General features: G+C 72.7%; 13 protein-coding genes and 1 tRNA gene. 13 read left to right on the top strand and 1 reads right to left on the bottom strand.

Annotated elements, in window-relative coordinates; genetic code table 11:
- Positions 1–57 precede the first annotated feature (57 nt).
- The 8 genes from HTV45_RS19340 to HTV45_RS19305 all read left to right on the top strand — a co-directional run bounded on the left by HTV45_RS19340 (position 58) and on the right by HTV45_RS19305 (position 11,888).
- Positions 58–1,350 carry an extracellular solute-binding protein gene (locus HTV45_RS19340; protein WP_215207068.1) on the top strand — a complete coding sequence of 431 codons (1,293 nt, stop codon included), beginning with the start codon at positions 58–60 and terminating at the stop codon, positions 1,348–1,350.
- Complete coding sequence (locus HTV45_RS19335; protein WP_215207067.1) at positions 1,347–2,333, top strand: carbohydrate ABC transporter permease; 987 nt, start codon at positions 1,347–1,349, stop codon at positions 2,331–2,333. The genes HTV45_RS19340 and HTV45_RS19335 overlap by 4 nt, the downstream gene beginning before the upstream one ends.
- Before the next feature lie 5 nt (positions 2,334–2,338).
- Positions 2,339–3,208, top strand: a complete 870-nt coding sequence (locus HTV45_RS19330; protein ID WP_215207066.1) for a carbohydrate ABC transporter permease — start codon at positions 2,339–2,341, stop codon at positions 3,206–3,208.
- A 1-nt stretch (position 3,209) separates the two neighbouring features.
- Positions 3,210–4,853, top strand: coding sequence for a beta-N-acetylhexosaminidase (locus HTV45_RS19325; protein ID WP_215207065.1), 1,644 nt, complete (start codon positions 3,210–3,212; stop codon positions 4,851–4,853).
- A gap of 316 nt (positions 4,854–5,169) precedes the next feature.
- Positions 5,170–6,063, top strand: a complete 894-nt coding sequence (locus HTV45_RS19320) for a xanthine dehydrogenase family protein subunit M (protein WP_215207064.1) — start codon at positions 5,170–5,172, stop codon at positions 6,061–6,063.
- Complete coding sequence (locus HTV45_RS19315; RefSeq protein ID WP_215207063.1) at positions 6,060–8,060, top strand: 2Fe-2S iron-sulfur cluster-binding protein; 2,001 nt, start codon at positions 6,060–6,062, stop codon at positions 8,058–8,060. The genes HTV45_RS19320 and HTV45_RS19315 overlap by 4 nt, the downstream gene beginning before the upstream one ends.
- Positions 8,057–10,363 (top strand): molybdopterin cofactor-binding domain-containing protein, encoded by a 2,307-nt coding sequence (locus HTV45_RS19310; protein ID WP_215207062.1) that lies wholly within the window; start codon positions 8,057–8,059, stop codon positions 10,361–10,363. Before HTV45_RS19315 ends, HTV45_RS19310 begins: the two co-directional genes overlap by 4 nt.
- Positions 10,364–10,703: 340 nt before the next feature.
- Positions 10,704–11,888, top strand: coding sequence for an SUKH-4 family immunity protein (locus HTV45_RS19305; RefSeq protein ID WP_215207061.1), 1,185 nt, complete (start codon positions 10,704–10,706; stop codon positions 11,886–11,888).
- 183 nt (positions 11,889–12,071) lie between these two features.
- On the opposite strand, the gene HTV45_RS19300 is transcribed toward HTV45_RS19305, so the two are convergent.
- Positions 12,072–12,143: transfer RNA gene (locus HTV45_RS19300), tRNA-Cys, on the bottom strand.
- Between the two features lie 221 nt (positions 12,144–12,364).
- Here HTV45_RS19300 and HTV45_RS19295 point away from each other — a divergent pair.
- The 5 genes from HTV45_RS19295 to HTV45_RS19275 all read left to right on the top strand — a co-directional run bounded on the left by HTV45_RS19295 (position 12,365) and on the right by HTV45_RS19275 (position 17,268).
- A complete protein-coding gene (locus HTV45_RS19295) occupies positions 12,365–13,825 on the top strand; it encodes an MFS transporter (RefSeq protein WP_215207060.1) in 1,461 nt (486 codons plus the stop codon).
- A gap of 33 nt (positions 13,826–13,858) precedes the next feature.
- On the top strand, positions 13,859–14,056 hold the full coding sequence (locus HTV45_RS19290; protein WP_215207059.1) for a hypothetical protein: 198 nt from the start codon (positions 13,859–13,861) through the stop codon (positions 14,054–14,056).
- Positions 14,056–14,424, top strand: coding sequence for a type II toxin-antitoxin system death-on-curing family toxin (locus HTV45_RS19285; RefSeq protein ID WP_215207058.1), 369 nt, complete (start codon positions 14,056–14,058; stop codon positions 14,422–14,424). Before HTV45_RS19290 ends, HTV45_RS19285 begins: the two co-directional genes overlap by 1 nt.
- 125 nt (positions 14,425–14,549) lie before the next feature.
- Complete coding sequence (locus tag HTV45_RS19280; protein ID WP_215207057.1) at positions 14,550–16,349, top strand: DEAD/DEAH box helicase; 1,800 nt, start codon at positions 14,550–14,552, stop codon at positions 16,347–16,349.
- Between the two features lie 277 nt (positions 16,350–16,626).
- Positions 16,627–17,268: an IclR family transcriptional regulator gene (locus tag HTV45_RS19275; protein ID WP_215207056.1), complete on the top strand. Its 642-nt coding sequence runs from the start codon at positions 16,627–16,629 to the stop codon at positions 17,266–17,268.
- Positions 17,269–17,397: the final 129 nt, after the last annotated feature.

Below are 17,397 nucleotides of genomic sequence, written 5' to 3'. Positions count from 1 at the left end.
TTGTGCACAGCGAAACCGCCATTGCATAGATTGCAACGCGCTCGGAGGAGCAACTCCATGAAGCTGTCCGCCCGCCTGGTCGCCGTCGCGGCCGTCCTCGCCACCGCCGCCTGCGCGCCCCAGACCTCCGGCGACTCCTCCTCCGACAAGGACGAGAAGACCGGCACCCTGCGCGTCTGGCTCTTCCAGGAGGTCAGCAACAAGCCCAAGGAACAGGCCGTCGACACCGTCCTCGCCGAGTTCGAGAAGGCGCACAAGGACACCGAGGTCACCGTCGAGTACATACCCGTCGAGACCCGCGCCCAGCGCATCAAGGCCGCCTTCAACGATCCGGCGTCCGCACCCGACCTCATCGAGTACGGCAACACGGACACCGCAGGCTATGTGAAGGACGGCGGACTCGCCGACCTCACCGAGGAGTTCAACGCCTGGGACGAGGCCAGGGACACCGATCCCACCGCACGGCAGTCGGTCACCGTCGACGGCAGGATCTACGGAGCCCCGTACTTCGTCGGCGTCCGCGCGCTCTACTACCGCACCGACGTCTTCGACGAACTCGGCCTCGACGTCCCCAGGACCCAGGCCGAGTTGATCGACACCGCCAAGGAGATCCGCGCCGCGAAACCCGAGTTGTACGGCATCGCGGTCGGCGGTGCCTACACCTACGGCGCGATGCCCTTCATCTGGTCCCACGGCGGCGAACTCGCCACCGGCAAGGGGGGTTCGTACGCCTCCGCCATCGACAGTGCCGAGGCCCGCGAGGGCATCGAGGCGTACACCTCGCTCTTCGGGGACGACAACTGCCCGGCCGCCAAGTGCGCCGGGATGACCGGCAACGACACGGTGACCGCCTTCGCCGCGGGCAAGGCGGCCATGGCCGTCGGCGGCGACTTCAGCCACGCGGCCGTGGAGGCCGGCGCGGTCAAGGGCAAGTACGCCGTCGTACCGCTGCCGGGCGTCGAGGCCGGGTCCATCGCCCCCGCGTTCGCCGGCGGGAACAACCTCGGCGTGCTGAAGTCCACCTCGCACCGCACCCTCGCCGTCGACCTGATGAAGCGCCTCGCCTCGAAGAAGTCGCAGGGGGCGCTCTTCGAGGGCATGGGCTTCCTTCCCACCTTCTCCGACGTGCGGCAGCAGATCGCCGCGAAGGAGGCGTTCGTGAAGCCGTTCGTCGAGACGCTGGCCGCCGACACCAAGTTCGTACCGGCGTCGCCGGCCTGGGCGCAGATCGACTCCTCGCAGGTGCTGCCGACGATGTTCCAGGAGATCGTCTCCGGGAAGAAGGAGGTGGCGGCGGCCTCTGCGGACGCGGCGCGGAAGATGAACGACGCGTTCGGCTCCATCGGATGACAGGGCCCTCGAGTCCGGGGGTCCTGGAGCGCCGGCGCGTGCCGGCCGGGCGGAGCGGTCCGCGCCCGCCCGGCGGCGGCCGCCCATCCGGCAAGGGCCCGCGCCCCTCGGGGGGTTCGCGTACACCGTGGCTGTATCTCGCGCCGGCGCTCGTGGTCCTCGGGGGGCTGCTCGCCTACCCGGTCTACCAGCTCGGGCTGATCTCGCTCCTCCACTACACCCAGGCGCAGGTCAGCGGCGGGGAGCCGACCACCTTCGAAGGGTTCGGGAACTACGCCGAGCTCTTCGGCGACGAGCAGTTCTGGCAGGTGCTGCTGGCCACCGTGGTGTTCGCGGCGGCCTGCGTGGCCGGCACGCTGGCCGTGGGCTGCGCGCTCGCCGTGCTGCTCACCCGCGTGCGGGCCGTGCCGCGGCTGGCGCTGATGCTGGCCGCGCTCGGCGCCTGGGCCACCCCGGCGGTCACCGGCTCCACGGTCTGGCTGCTCCTCTTCGACGCCGACTTCGGCCCCGTCAACCGGATCCTGGGGCTCGGCGACCACTCGTGGACGTACGGACGGTACAGCGCGTTCCTCCTCGTGCTGCTCGAAGTGGTGTGGTGCTCCTTCCCGTTCGTGATGGTGACGGTCTACGCCGGCATCCGCGCCGTACCGGCCGAAGTGCTGGAGGCGGCGTCCCTGGACGGTGCCTCGCAGTGGCGGATCTGGCGCTCGGTACTCGCGCCGATGCTCCGGCCGATCCTGGTGGTGGTCACCATCCAGTCGGTGATCTGGGACTTCAAGGTCTTCACCCAGATCTACGTGATGACGGGAGGCGGCGGCATCGCGGGCCAGAACATGGTCCTGAACGTCTACGCCTACCAGCGGGCGTTCGCCTCCTCCCAGTACAGCCTCGGGGCGGCCATCGGCGTGGTGATGCTGCTGATCCTGCTCGCCGTGACGCTGGTGTATCTGCGGCTGCTGCGCCGCCAGGGGGAGGAACTGTGAACCGCGTGAGCCAGGACCGGGAACCCCGGGTGAGGACCGTGCACCGGTTCGTCAGGCGTCCGGGGAGGACGGCGGCGGAGGCCGCGGCACTGCTGATCGCCGCGGTGGTGGCCTTCCCGCTGTACTGGATGGTGCTGAGCGCCTTCAAACCGGCCGGGGAGGTCGAGTCCACGCAGCCGCGCCCCTGGACGCTCGCGCCCACGCTGGACTCCTTCCGGCGGGTGTTCGGGCAGCAGGATTTCGGCCGGTACTTCCTCAACAGCGTCGTCGTCGCGGTCGCCGTGGTGATCGCCTCCGCGCTGATCGCGTTTCTCGCCGCGACCGCCGTGACGCGATTCCGGTTCCGTATGCGGACCACCCTGCTGATCATGTTTCTGGTGGCCCAGATGGTGCCGGTGGAGGCGCTGACGATCCCCCTGTTCTTCGTGATGCGGGACCTCGGCCAGCTGAACACGCTCTGGTCGCTGATCCTGCCGCACATCGCGTTCTCCCTGCCGTTCGCGATCTGGATGCTCAGGGGATTCGTGAAAGCCGTTCCCGAGGCGCTGGAGGAGGCCGCCTACATCGACGGGGCGAGCCGCGCGCGTTTCCTCTGGCAGATCCTTTTCCCGCTCGTGCTGCCGGGTCTGGTCGCCACCAGCGTGTTCTCCTTCATCTCCACCTGGAACGACTTCCTGTTCGCCAAGTCGTTCATCATCAGCGACATCTCGCAGTCGACGCTGCCGATGGCGCTGCTGGTCTTCTACAAACCCGACGACCCGGACTGGGGCGGGGTCATGGCGGCGTCCACCGTGATGACGGTCCCGGTGCTGGTCTTCTTCGTACTCGTGCAGCGGCGGCTGGTCTCCGGACTGGGCGGCGCGGTAAAGGACTGATGTGACCGAACTGATTCCAGCGCCCCGCAGTGTCGTCGCCGGCTCAGGCGAGGTGCGGCTGACGGCTCACTCCCGGATCTACGCCGGTCACGGGACGGAGGGCGTCGGGCATTGGCTGCGCACCGTCCTGCGGGAGGCGACCGGACTCCCGCTGCACGAGGGGCGGGAACTCGACGACACGGACGGGGACGGCATCGGGCTCCGGCTCGACCCCGCACTCGGTGCCGAGGAGTACCGCCTCGTCAGCGACGGGAACGGCGTCCTGATCGAGGGCGGCAGCGCGGCCGGTGTCTTCCGGGGAGCGCAGACACTGCGTCAGCTCCTCGGCCCGGACGCCTACCGCAGGGCCCCGGTCCGCCGGGACCGGACCTGGGCCGTGCCGCACATCACGGTCGAGGACGCCCCCCGCTTCCGCTGGCGCGGGCTGATGCTGGACGTCGCCCGGCACTTCATGCCCAAGGAGGGCGTGCTGCGCTATCTCGACCTGATGGCGGCGCACAAACTCAACGTGTTCCACTTCCATCTGACGGACGACCAGGGCTGGCGCGTCGAGATCAAGCGGTATCCGAAGCTCACCGAGACCGGCTCCTGGCGCGCCCGGACGAAAATCGGGCACCGCGCCTCACCCCTGTGGGACGACAGGCCGCACGGCGGTCACTACACCCAGGACGACATCCGCGAGATCGTCGCCTACGCCGCCGAGCGGCATATCAGCGTCGTCCCGGAAATCGACGTACCCGGCCACTCGCAGGCCGCCATCGCCGCGTATCCGGAACTCGGTAACTCCGATGTCGTCGACACCGCCTCGCTGACCGTCTGGGACACCTGGGGGATCAATCCGAACGTACTCGCCCCCACCGACGACACCCTGCGCTTCTACGAAGGGGTGCTCGAGGAAGTCCTGGAACTCTTCCCCGCGGACGCCGGGCCGTTCTCGCCGTTCGTGCACATCGGCGGCGACGAATGCCTCAAGGACCAGTGGCGCGCGTCGGACACCGCGCAGAAGCGGATCGGCAACCTCGGACTCGCGGACGAGGAGGCGCTGCAGTCCTGGTTCATCGGGCACTTCGACCGGTGGCTCGCCGAGCGGGGGCGCCGGCTGATCGGCTGGGACGAGATCCTGGAGGGCGGCCTGGCAGCGGGCGCCGCCGTCTCCTCCTGGCGCGGCTACGCGGGCGGGGTCGCCGCCGCCCGCGCGGGGCACGACGTGGTCATGTGCCCCCAGCAGTGGGTGTACCTGGACTACCGCCAGGACGCGGGCCCCGAGGAGCCGGTGCCGATCGCGTACGTGCGCACCCTGGAGGACGTCTACCGGTTCGAGCCCGTGCCGGCGGAGCTGACGGGCGAGGAGGCCGCGCGGGTGCTGGGCACCCAGGCCAATGTGTGGACCGAGGTGATGGAGGACCAGGGGCGCGTCGACTACCAGACCTTCCCCCGGCTCGCCGCGCTCGCCGAGGTCGCCTGGAGTGACCTGCCCGCCCCCGCCGACCGGGACTTCGCCGGTTTCGAACGGCGGATGTCCGCCCACTACCGGCGGTTGGACGCCCTCGGAGTCGCCTACCGGCCGCCCACCGGGCCGCTGCCCTGGCAGCGGCGTCCGGGCGTGCTGGGACGCCCGCTCGACGGCCCGCCGCCGGACTGCTAGCCCGTACGCCCCTGGACCCGGGGCGGCCCGCACCGCGCGCCCCGGGCACCGGACGGCCTTCGCGTGTCCGTTCGTTCCCGCCCGGACAGGCTGTGCGATACGGGCACGAGTCGCACCGGAGGGCGTCAATGCGCGCTGCACCGTTGATCTCGGGTGAAATCGGCCATGTCCGGGGCGAGGTGGGTGAATGCCTCCTAGCGGACCCCTGTCTTCGGCGCCTGCCAAGATGTGCCAGAGTTGCCACGTCCGCCCTGTGAGCACGTACCGTACGGCGCACAGGCGGACCAGGTGGGGCAGCGGGAAGGGGCAGCCGGTTTTGAGCACGCACGCACCGCAGGCGGCGCAGGCCGTGACGCTGCCCACGACACTGGACGAGGCCGTGGCGGCGCTCACCGCCATGCCCGCCGCCGTGCCCGTCGCCGGCGGCACCGATCTGATGGCCGCCGTCAACTCCGGGCAGCTCAGGCCCGCCGCATTGGTCGGCCTCGGCAGGATCAGCGAGATCCGCGGCTGGCAGTACCTGGACGGACACGCGCTGCTCGGCGCCGGTCTCACCCACGCCCGTATGGGCCGCCCCGACTTCGCCGCCCTCATCCCGGCGCTCGCCGCCTCCGCGCGGGCCGCCGGACCGCCGCACATCCGTAACGCGGGCACCCTCGGAGGCAACATCGCCTCCGCCGCCCCCACCGGGGACGCGCTGCCGGTCCTGGCCGCGCTGGAGGCGACACTGATCGTCGCCGGCCCGTCCGGGGAACGCCGCGAGGTCCCCGTGTCGCACCTGCTGGCCGGGATGGACCTGCTGCGCCCCGGCGAACTCATCGGCTTCGTGCGCGTGCCGCTGCTGCACGCCCCCCAGGTCTTCCTGAAGGCGACCGGCCGCACCGGCCCCGGCCGTGCCGTCGCCTCCGTGGCCCTCGTGCTCGACCCCGCCCGCCGCGGGGTGCGCTGCGCGGTGGGCGCCATCGCGCCGATGCCGCTGCGGCCCCTGCAGGCCGAGCAGTGGGTCGCGCAGCTCATCGACTGGGACAACAACCGCGCGATCGTGCCCGAGGCACTGAACGCGTTCGGGGAGTACGTCGCCGCGGCCTGCATCCCCGACGCCACCCCCGGCGAGGACGGCACCGTCCCCACGCTTCCGCCCGCGGTACTGCACCTGCGGCGCACCGTCGCCGCGCTGGCCCGACGAGCACTGGGGAGGGCGCTGTCGTGACCGACGACCAGCACGGAGAGGGCAGGCCCCCGGGCGGCAGCCGCTGGGACCCGCTGCCTCAAGGGGACTACGACGACGGCGCCACGGCCTTCGTGAACCTTCCCGAGGGGGGCATCGACGCCCTGCTGGACTCCATGGAGAGTCCGCTCGCCGCGCCCGGACACGGCTATGTGCCGCCGCAGATCACGGTCGCCCCCGCGACCGCCGCCGGCACCGACCCGGCGGCCACCGGGAGCTGGGCCGTGCCCGGCGCGCCCGTCGACGGCGCCCAGTGGCACGACCCGCAGGCAGGCGAGCCGGACACCGCAGGCGGCGACCGGTTCGCGTACCGGCCGGGCGCTACCGGGCAGTGGCACTTCGAGGAGAACCGCGGGGAGAACCGCGGGGACAACCCCGGGGAGAACCCCGCCCCGGGCCAGGACGTCACCGGCCAGTGGTCGATCCCCGTGGCGGGCGGCGACCTGCCGGACGAGTCGGGCGAGTTCACCACGTCCGCGCTGGCCGACCAGTGGGGCGGCACCCCGCCGCCCACCCTGCCGGGCGGTGCCCAGGCCCCCTGGGCCGCCACCCAGGCCATCGGCCGGCCGTGGGGACCGGGGGTGCCCGGCGTCCCGCAGGACGACGGGCAGCAGGACGGCGGGCGGCAGGACGGCGGGCACGGATCCGCGGGGGAGCGGCAGGAGACCGCGCCCCGGCCGCACGACGGACCCGGCCGCGCCGGCGACCACACGTCCCGTGCGCCGTCCGGCCACGACGCGCACCCGCGGGAGGACCACGCCCCGCAAGCGCCGGCCGGTCCCGACGGGTACGGCGGTGCGCCCGCCCACGACGGGCCCGAGCACCCCGGGCACCCCGGCCACCGCTCCGCGGGCGTTCCCCAGCCGATGCCCGCCGGGGGCCACGAGGAGCCGCAGTGGCGGTCCGGCGCACCGGCGGCCGACGGCGCCGCCCCGGCGGGACTCCGGGAGCACCCGCACGACGCCGCCCGGAACGCCGGACGGCCCCTTGCCGCCGGAGAGGCGCCGGAGGCTCCCGAAGGCGCCCGCACAGACCACACAGAGCACACAGACCACACAGACCACGAGGACCACGCCGGGGGACCGGCGGGCCCCCGCACCGCCCGCCCCGGGGCCGCTCCGGACAGCGGGGCCGCCCCCGGCGCTTCGCCTGCCTTCCCGCCGCCGGGCGACCGGGAGGACCCGGGCGTCCCGGACGCCGGTTCCCCGGCTCCGGACACCGAGCCGGAGACCCCGGACGCCGGGCCGGGCGCCGCGGCCACCGCACCGGACGAACCGTCCGCCGCACCGGGTGAACCGGTCCTTCTGGACGCCCCCCACGACGACCATCCCCTCGCCTCCTACGTGCTCCGCGTCAACGGCACCGACCGGCCCGTCACCGACGCCTGGATCGGCGAGTCGCTGCTCTACGTGCTGCGTGAGCGGCTCGGCCTGGCCGGTGCCAAGGACGGCTGCTCGCAGGGCGAGTGCGGCGCCTGCAACGTGCAGGTCGACGGGCGGCTCGTGGCGTCCTGCCTGGTCCCGGCCGTCACCGCGGCCGGCAGCGAGGTCCGCACCGTCGAGGGCCTGGCCCAGGACGGCCGGCCCTCGGACGTGCAGCGGGCGCTCGCGCGGTGCGGCGCCGTGCAGTGCGGCTTCTGCGTACCGGGCATGGCGATGACCGTGCACGACCTCCTCGAGGGCAACCCGGCGCCGACCGAGCTGGAGACCCGCCAGGCCCTGTGCGGCAACCTCTGCCGCTGCTCCGGCTACCGGGGCGTGGTGGACGCCGTGCAGGAGGTCGTCGGCGAACGCCGGGAGCGCGCCACGTCCGCCGAGTCCGGCTCCGACGACGAACCGGACCCGCCCCGCATCCCGCACCAGGCGGGCCCCGGCGCCGGCGGCGTCAACCCCACGGCGTTCGGCGGCCCCGGACCGCGTGAGCAGTCCCACGGCCGGCCCCACGACCAGTCCTACGGCCAGGACGGAGGCCAGGCGTGAGCAACGAAGCAGCCACCGCGCAGGCCGCCGAGACCGCCCCGGAGCCGGAACCGGTTCCGCACGGACTCGGCGTCTCGCTCCCGGCCTCCGACACCCGTGCCAAGACCGAGGGCACCTTCCCGTACGCCGCCGACCTGTGGGCCGAGGGCCTGCTGTGGGCGGCCGTGCTGCGCTCCCCGCACCCGCACGCGCGGATCGTGTCCATCGACACCAGCCACGCGCGCGAGATGCCCGGCGTCCGAGCGGTGGTCACGCACGAGGACGTCCCCGGCGCCGGGGTGCACGGCCGCGGCGCGGCCGACCGTCCGGTCTTCGCCTCCGAGGTCGTACGCCATCACGGCGAGCCCCTCGCCGCCGTCGCCGCCGACCACCCCGACACCGCGCGGATGGCCGCCGCGGCCGTCATCGTCGAGTACGAGGTGCTCGAACCGGTCATCGACCCCGAGCAGGCCTTCGAGGCCGAGCCGCTGCATCCCGACGGCAACCTGATCCGCCATATCCCGCTGCGCCACGGCGACCCCGACGCGGCCGGCGACGTCGTCGTCGAGGGCCTGTACCGCATCGGCCGCCAGGATCCCGCCCCGATAGGGGCCGAGGCCGGTCTCGCCGTGCCCCGCCCGGACGGCGGCGTCGAGCTGTACCTGGCGTCCACCGACCCGCACGGCGACCGGGACACCGCCGCCGCCGCGTTCGGCCTGGAACCCGATCGGGTGAAGATCGTCGTCACCGGGGTGCCCGGCGCGACCGCCGACCGCGAGGACCAGAGCTTCCAGCTCCCCCTCGGCCTGCTCGCGCTGAAGACCGGCTGCCCGGTGAAACTCACCGCCACGCGTGAGGAGTCCTTCCTCGGCCACACCCACCGCCACCCCACCCTGCTGCGGTACCGCCACCACGCGGACGCCGAGGGCCGGCTGGTCAAGGTGGAGGCACAGATCCTGCTCGACGCGGGCGCCTACGCCGACACCTCCTCCGACGCGCTGGCCGCCGCCGTCGCCTTCGCCTGCGGCCCCTACGTCGTCCCGAACGCCTTCATCGAGGGCTGGGTGGTACGCACCAACAACCCGCCCTCCGGCCATGTGCGCGGCGAGGGCGCCCTGCAGGTGTGCGCCGCCTACGAGGCGCAGATGGACAAGCTGGCCAAGAAGCTCGGTGTCGACCCGGCCGAACTGCGCATGCGCAACGTCATGGCCACCGGCGACCTGCTGCCCACCGGTCAGACCGTGACCTGCCCGGCCCCGGTCGCGGAACTCCTCCAGGCGGTACGGGACTTCCCGCTGCCGCCGCTGCCCAAGGACACCCCCGAGGACGAGTGGCTGCTGCCCGGCGGCCCCGAGGGCGCGGGCGAACCGGGCGCCGTGCGCCGGGGAGTGGGCTACGGCCTCGGCATGGTGCACATGCTCGGCGCGGAGGGCGCCGACGAGGTCTCCACCGCCACCGTGCGGGTCCAGGGCGGTGTGGCGACGGTGCTCTGCGCGGCCGTCGAGACCGGTCAGGGTTTCGCCACCCTGGCCCGGCAGATCGTCCAGGAGACCCTCGGCGTCGACGAGGTGCACGTGGTGCCCGTCGACACCGACCAGCCCCCGGCCGGACCCGGCTGCCGCGGCCGGCACACCTGGGTGTCGGGCGGTGCGGTGGAACGCGCGGCGAAGATGGTCCGCACCCAGCTCCTCCAGCCGCTCGCGCACCAGTTCGGCATGTCCACCGAGCTGCTCCAGATCACCGACGGCAAGATCACCTCGTACGACGGGGTGCTCTCCACGACCGTCACGGAGGCGCTGGACGGCAAGGAGCTGTGGGCGACAGCCCAGTGCCGCCCGCATCCGACGGAACCCCTGGACGAGGCCGGCCAGGGCGACGCCTTCGTCGGTATGGCCTTCTGCGCGGTCCGTGCGGTGGTCGACGTCGACATCGAGATCGGCTCGGTACGGGTCGTCGAACTGGCGGTCGCCCAGGACGTGGGCCGGATCCTGAACCCGGCCCAGCTGGCCGCCCGGATCGAGGCGGGCGTGACCCAGGGCCTGGGCGCGGCGCTCACCGAGAACCTGCGCACCCCGCGCGGCCTGATCCGCCACCCCGATCTCACCGGTTACGCCCTCCCCACGGCCCTGGACGCGCCGGACATCCGGATCGTGAAACTGGTCGAGGAGCGGGACGTGGTCGCGCCGTTCGGGGCGAAGGCGGTGAGCGCGGTCCCGGTGGTGACCTCGCCGGCGGCCATCGCGTCCGCCGTCCGCGCCGCCACCGGCCGTCCGGTGAACCGGCTGCCGATACGGCCGCAGGCCGCGGTGGTCACCGGCGGCTGAGCGGCCGTCCCGGCACGGATCCCCGCTGCCCGCGGGGCGGATCGCCCGGTCCTGCGGGGTCGGTTCCCGGGCCCCGCGGGACGGATGCCCCGGATCCCCCGGAATCTTCGGTTTCGCCGATGTCCGCCGCGCCGAGGCAACGCAAGCGGTTGCCGACGCGTCTTGGGAGATGATGGGGCACCGGGACCGTCGAGGTCTCGGAGCGGGGCCGTTGTCAGTGGTGGCACGTAGTGTTCCGATCAGTGGGGGACGGCCACCGGGTCCGCAAGGGCTTGTGCCGTCCTGCCCGGGGCGGGACGTTCGCGGACCCGGGACCGAGCACACGTATCGCGGGGGAATCATGAGCACGACCGACACCGTTGTCGCAGCGGCGATCACTCTGACCGAAGCCGACCTCGATCCCTTCATCACGCACGCGTCCACCCGCCGCTGGCTGACCGGCCCCGGACTGCCCGCCGACAGCGGCCTCTTCAGCTTCGCGGAGCTGGCCCGGCAGAGCGGCCCGCACACGGTGGCGGACTCGACGGGCGACCCGGACGGGCGGCTCCCCGCGCGGCTGCGGGACCAGTTGGTGATCGGCGGGATGCTCGGCCCGGCCGGTCTGGAGACGGAGTCGGTCCTGCTGGACGGCGCGACCGGCGAGGTCTCCACCACGTACGTCTTCCACGACCGCCCCGACCTGATGGACCGCCGCCCGCTCGCCCCGTCCCTGCCGACCCTGGTGCGGTTCGCCGCGGCGACGGACGAACTGGCGGGACTGCGCGGCCAGTTCGCCGCCTACGCCGGCCGGTACGGCACCAAGGCGGTCGCGGAGGCCTCCCGGCAGCTGCTCGCGGTCTTCGAGGAGGGCGCGGACGGCGGCGAACCGGCCCCGTTCTGGCGGATGGCCGCGCTGATCCGCCCCCTGGCCCTGGTCGCGGGCCCGGGTACGGCCTCGGGCCTCGCCCTGGACCTTCCCCGCCGCCTGCTGGACGAGGAGTTCGGCCGGGGTGGCGTGGTCCGTTTCGAGGAGGTCGACTTCCCCGCGACGCTCGACCACGAGCCGACCCGCCGCTTCCTGCGCGAGACGGGGCTGCCGGAGGACGGCTTCCTCTTCTCCCTGGACACGGACCTGCCGCTGCGGACCCTCGCGGAGTACTACGCCGAGGACGGCCGGGAAGAGCTCACCGCCGGCCTCCCGCCCGCCCGGCAGACGCAGCTGATACGCCTGGGCCGTCTCGTCGACGACCACAGTCTGGTCGTCGACGGAGCCACGGGAGCGGTGTTCAGCTGGAACGAACCGGAGGAGATCCTCCGTCCCCTGAACACGGACATCTCCACGCTCGCCTTCACCCTCTGGCTGCTTCACCGCGAGCGCTCCCTCGACGAGGAGTCGGGCCACGCCCTGACCAGCGACACCTACGACCAGCTCGCGCTGACCATGATCCAGGTCCTGTCCTCGATCGACCCGACGGGCACCACCGCCGACGCCGACTGGCACTACTGGACGAAACTCTTCCAGGACGAGGCGGGCGGGGTGCTCTGAGCGCTCCACGGGGAGTGCGGCGACGGGGCGCCGTCGGCCGTCCGCGGCGCCGTCGTGGCCGGTCGTGCCCACCCGGCAAAGCCGCTATCGGTACAGCCCGCGCCCCTTCAGGACGCCGCCGCACCGCAGCGGACGTCGTCCGAGGCGGGTGGGGTGCTCCGGAGAGCACCCCACCCCGGGCGGAGGCCGTGACCGGATTCGAACCGGTGTACCTCGCTGTGCAGGCGAGTCCCTGGGCCACTCGGGCACACGGCCGTGTCGGTGGCGAGGTGCCCCGCGGCGCCTCGTCGTTCCGAACCGTGCACCGACCGTAAGCCGGTCCGCGGGCGGCACCCGAGGAAAAGCCGGGTGCCGCGAGGTGACTGCCACGCGCCGTTTCCGAACGGGGTGCGGCGGCGGTCCTACGACCAAGGTCCGGTGCGGATCACACCCTCCGACAGGCGTCACACCGGGCATCGCACCTTACTCTGGCGGTCATGACCGCCCCGAACCCGCGCGACACCGGTGTCGCCGAGCCCGCCGACGCCCCCTCCCCGGCCCTCGCCGCCGCCGACACCGTGCTGAGCAGCCCCTACCGCGCGCTGAGCATCGGGATCGTCTCCGTCGTGCTGCTGATCGCCTTCGAGGCGACGGCGGTGGGCACGGCGATGCCGGTCGCGGCGCGCGAGCTGGACGGCGTCTCGCTGTACGCGTTCGCGTTCTCGGGCTACTTCACCACCAGCCTGTTCGGCATGGTGCTGTCCGGTCAGTGGTCCGACCGGAGCGGCCCACTGGGGCCGCTGACCGGGGGCATCGCCTCCTTCGCCGTCGGGCTGCTGCTCTCCGGGACGGCCGGCGCGATGTGGCCGTTCATCCTGGGGCGGGCCGTACAGGGGCTCGGCGGCGGCCTGGTGATCGTCGCGCTGTACGTCATCGTCGGCCGGGCCTACCCGGAACGGCTGCGCCCGGCGATCATGGCGGCCTTCGCGGCGAGCTGGGTCGTGCCGTCCATCGTCGGCCCCCTCGCCTCCGGCGCCGTGACCGAGCACATCGGCTGGCGCTGGGTGTTCCTCGGCATACCGGTCCTCGTGGTGTTCCCGCTGGCCCTCGCCCTGCCCCAGATACGGCGTCTCGCCTCCGGCCCCGTGGACGGGGGCGACGGGGCCCCGGCCTCCTTCGACGGCCGCCGCATCCGTCTGGCCCTGGCGATCTCCCTCGGCGCCGGGCTCCTCCAGTACGCCGCCCAGGACCTGCGCTGGCTGTCCCTCCTGCCGGGCGCGCTGGGCACCGCCCTGCTCGTCCCGGCCGTCCTCGGCCTCCTCCCGCGCGGCACCTACCGGGCGGCCCGCGGCCTGCCCTCGGTGGTCCTGCTGCGCGGAGTCGCCGCCGGTTCCTTCATCGCGGCGGAGTCGTTCGTCCCGCTGATGCTGGTCACCCAGCGGGGCCTCAGCCCGACCCTCGCCGGCTTCTCGCTCGCGGCGGGCGGCGGCACCTGGGCGCTCGGCTCCTGGATACAGTCCCGGCCCCGCCTCGAGCCGTACCGGGAACGTCTGATGGCATCCGGCATGCTCCTGGTGGCGGCGAGCATCGCGGTGGCCCCGACCGTGCTGATCCAGACCGTGCCCGCCTGGACCGTGGCGGTCGCCTGGGCCTTCGGCTGTCTCGGCATGGGCCTGGTGATCTCCTCCACCAGTGTCCTGCTGCTCCAGCTCTCCGGCCCCAAGGAGGCCGGCACCAACTCCGCCGCCCTCCAGATCTCCGACGGCCTCTCCAACGTCATCCTGCTCGCCGCGGGCGGCGCCGCCTTCGCGGCCCTCGGCGGCGGCACGGTCAGCCACGCGGCGACGCAGGCCTCCGGCTCCCACCCGGCCGCCTTCGTCGCCGTGTTCCTGCCGATGGCGGCGGTGGCGCTGGCGGGGGTGTGGGTGGCTGCGCGGGTGCGCCCCGAAGCAACATGACACCACGTGGTACCGCGTAGTACCGTCGAGGGTATGGCTGGACTGAACCTGCGGTTTACCGAGGAAGAGCTCGACGCCCTGCGTGAGCGCGCCACAGCGGAAGGGCGCAGCATGCAGGCCTTCGCGCACGATGCCGTGATCTCCGCCATAAACGAGCATTCGCGCCTGTTCAACGAGGCGGCCGACCATGTGCTGAAGGCCAGTGCGGAGCTGAACCGGAGGCTCGCCTGATGCACTACCTCACGTTGCCCGAGCTGCTGAACCTCGCGAAGCGGCTCGGGGCGGACGAGGTGCGCGATTTCGGGTTGTTGGACTCGGCTCTGGCGCGGCCCCGGTCCAGCGTGTTCGGCCAGGACGCGTACCCGGACGTGTGGCAGAAGGCTGCGGCGCTCATGGAGTCCCTCGCTCGCAATCACGCTCTCGTCGACGGGAACAAGCGTCTCGCCTGGTACGGGACCTGGGTCTTTCTCCACATGAACGGGCATCCACTGGACGCGGACTTCGACGTGGACGAGGCGGAGCGCTTCGTGCTGGACGTATGTCAGGGCGCGCTGGACGTTCCCAAGATCGCGTCCCAGTTGCCGCGCTTCGCGCGCTGACTGTGACCTCGGTCCCACCCCCGGGAGCACGGCCCGGTGGCGGCGTCGACCCGACCGGGCCATCGGTAGGGTGGCCCGGTCGTCATGCGCCGATGCGCCGTACCCGAGCTACCCCGACGGAGATCGTGACTACCACCGCCGGCACCGCGTCCCACTCGCACCACCTGTCCCCGGCCTTCCCCGGACGGGCCCCCTGGGGCACCGCCGGCAAGCTGCGCGCCTGGCAGCAGAGGGCGATGGACAAGTACCTCCAGGCACAGCCCCGTGACTTCCTGGCCGTGGCCACCCCCGGGGCCGGCAAGACGACCTTCGCCCTGACGCTCGCCTCCTGGCTGCTGCACCACCACGTCGTGCAGCAGGTGACCGTGGTCGCGCCCACCGAGCACCTGAAGAAGCAGTGGGCCGAGGCCGCGGCGCGGATAGGCATCAAGCTCGACCCCGAGTACAGCGCGGGCCCGCTCGGCAAGGAGTACGACGGGATCGCGATCACGTACGCCGGTGTCGGAGTGCGGCCCATGCTGCACCGCAACCGGGTCGAGCAGCGCAAGACCCTCGTCATCCTCGACGAGATCCACCACGCCGGTGACTCCAAGTCCTGGGGCGAGGCCTGTCTGGAGGCGTTCGAGCCGGCCACCCGGCGGCTGGCGCTGACCGGCACGCCGTTCCGCTCCGACACCAACCCGATCCCCTTCGTGGCGTACGAGGAGGGCGACGACGGCATCCGGCGCTCGTCCGCCGACTACACCTACGGATACGGCTCCGCCCTCGCCGACAACGTCGTCCGTCCGGTCGTCTTCATGTCGTACAGCGGCAATATGCGCTGGCGCACCAAGGCCGGCGACGAGATCGCCGCCCGCCTCGGCGAGCCGATGACCAAGGACGCCGTCAGCCAGGCCTGGCGCACCGCGCTGGACCCGCGCGGCGAGTGGATGCCGGCCGTGCTGCGCGCCGCCGACCAGCGGCTCACCGAGGTCCGCAAGGCCATCCCGGACGCCGGCGGCCTCGTCATCGCCGCCGACCAGGACTCCGCGCGGGCGTACGCCAAGCTGATCCGCGAGATCACCGGCGACAAGGCGACCGTGGTCCTGTCGGACGACACCGGTGCGTCGAAGAACATCGACGCGTTCAGCGAGAACACCGACCGCTGGATGGTCGCCGTCCGCATGGTGTCCGAGGGCGTCGACGTCCCGCGCCTCGCGGTCGGCGTGTACGCCACCACCATCTCCACCCCGCTGTTCTTCGCCCAGGCCGTCGGCCGTTTCGTACGGTCCAGGCGGCGCGGCGAGACCGCGTCCGTCTTCCTGCCGACCATCCCCGACCTGCTCGGTTTCGCGGGCGAGATGGAGCGCGAACGCGACCACGTCCTCGACAAGCCCAAGAAGGAGGGTGAGGAGGACCCGTACGCCGCGTCCGAGAAGGAGATGGAGGAGGCGAACCGGGAGCAGGACGAGGACACCGGCGAGCAGGAGACGCTGCCCTTCGAGGCGCTGGAGTCCGACGCCGTCTTCGACCGGGTGATGTACAACGGCGCCGAGTTCGGCATGCAGGCCCACCCCGGCAGCGAGGAGGAGCGGGACTACCTCGGCATCCCGGGACTCCTCGAACCCGACCAGGTGCAACTGCTGCTCCAGAAGCGGCAGGCCCGGCAGATCGCGCACAGCCGCAAGAAGCCCGCCGAGGAGGCGGACCTGCTCGAGATGCCCGCCGAGCGCCGCCCGGTGGTCTCCCACAAGGAGATGATGGAGCTGCGCAAGCGGCTCAACAACCTGGTCGGCGCGTACGTCCACCAGAGCGGCAAACCGCACGGTGTGATCCACACCGAGCTGCGCCGGGTCTGCGGCGGCCCGCCCTCCGCCGAGGCCACGGCGGGACAGCTGCGCCAGCGGATCGAAAAGGTGCAGGAGTGGGCCACGCGCATGCGATGACCTCGCCGCACGTATGAGGACAAACGGAACCACTTCCGGCGGAGAGTGCCCGGATTCTGGACGGAGACTTCCGCTCACCGAACCGGCTCGCTACTGTCCCCGCTACGCATACGCCCCGTGGCAGCGCCGCCGCGGAGCGCAGCCGTGAAGCGACCGTGCCCGGGACACTGCCGGGCCGCCGGGCCGATCGGAGGCCTCTGAGGCGCGTGACCGACGGGACTCGGTGACGCATCTGCCGCGAGGGGGCCGCCGACCTCATCACGAAGGAGTGGGCGTCGTGACCGCGGAGACCTCTCAGACGCTCGACAGGGGACTACGGGTCCTCAAGCTGCTCGCCGACACCGATCACGGGCTGACCGTCACGGAGCTGTCCCACAAACTGGGCGTGAACCGGACCGTCGTGTACCGGTTGCTCGCGACACTGGAGCAGCACGCGCTCGTACGCCGTGATCTGGGCGGACGGGCCCGGGTCGGACTCGGCGTGCTCCGGCTCGGACGGCAGGTGCATCCGCTGGTACGCGAGGCCGCGATGCCGGCGCTGCGGTCGCTGGCGGAGGACATCGGCGCGACCGCGCATCTGACCCTGGTGGACGGGGCGGAGGCGCTGGCCGTGGCGGTGGTGGAACCGTCCTGGACGGACTACCACGTGGCGTACCGCGCCGGGTTCCGGCACCCCCTGGAACGGGGGGCCGCGGGCAAGGCGATCCTCTCCGCCCGGCAGCAGTCGGCCGACGAACCCGGGTACACGCTGACGCACGGGGAGCTGGAGGCGGGAGCCTGCGGGGCGGCCGCGCCGCTGCTGGGGGTGACGGGGGTCGAGGGCAGTGTGGGCGTGGTCATGCTGGCGGACGTCGTACCGGAGCGGGTGGGAGCGCGCGTGATGGACGCGGCCCGCGAGGTGGCCGAGGCCTTGCGCTAGCTGTTCTGTCCCGGGAGGTTGTGGACGGGTGAGCCAGGTCTCGGCTGAGGGATCTTGAACAGGTGAGCGCCTTCCGGTTCGGTGTGGATGGCGACGTCTGCAAGGGCCAACCACCCGCCGGCCGCATCC

The sequence above is a fragment of the Streptomyces sp. CHD11 genome (genome assembly GCF_018638295.1).
Taxonomy (GTDB): Bacteria; Actinomycetota; Actinomycetes; order Streptomycetales; family Streptomycetaceae; genus Streptomyces.
The sequence above is the reverse complement of the archived record's forward strand: the minus strand, read 5'-3'. Positions and strand labels throughout refer to the sequence as shown.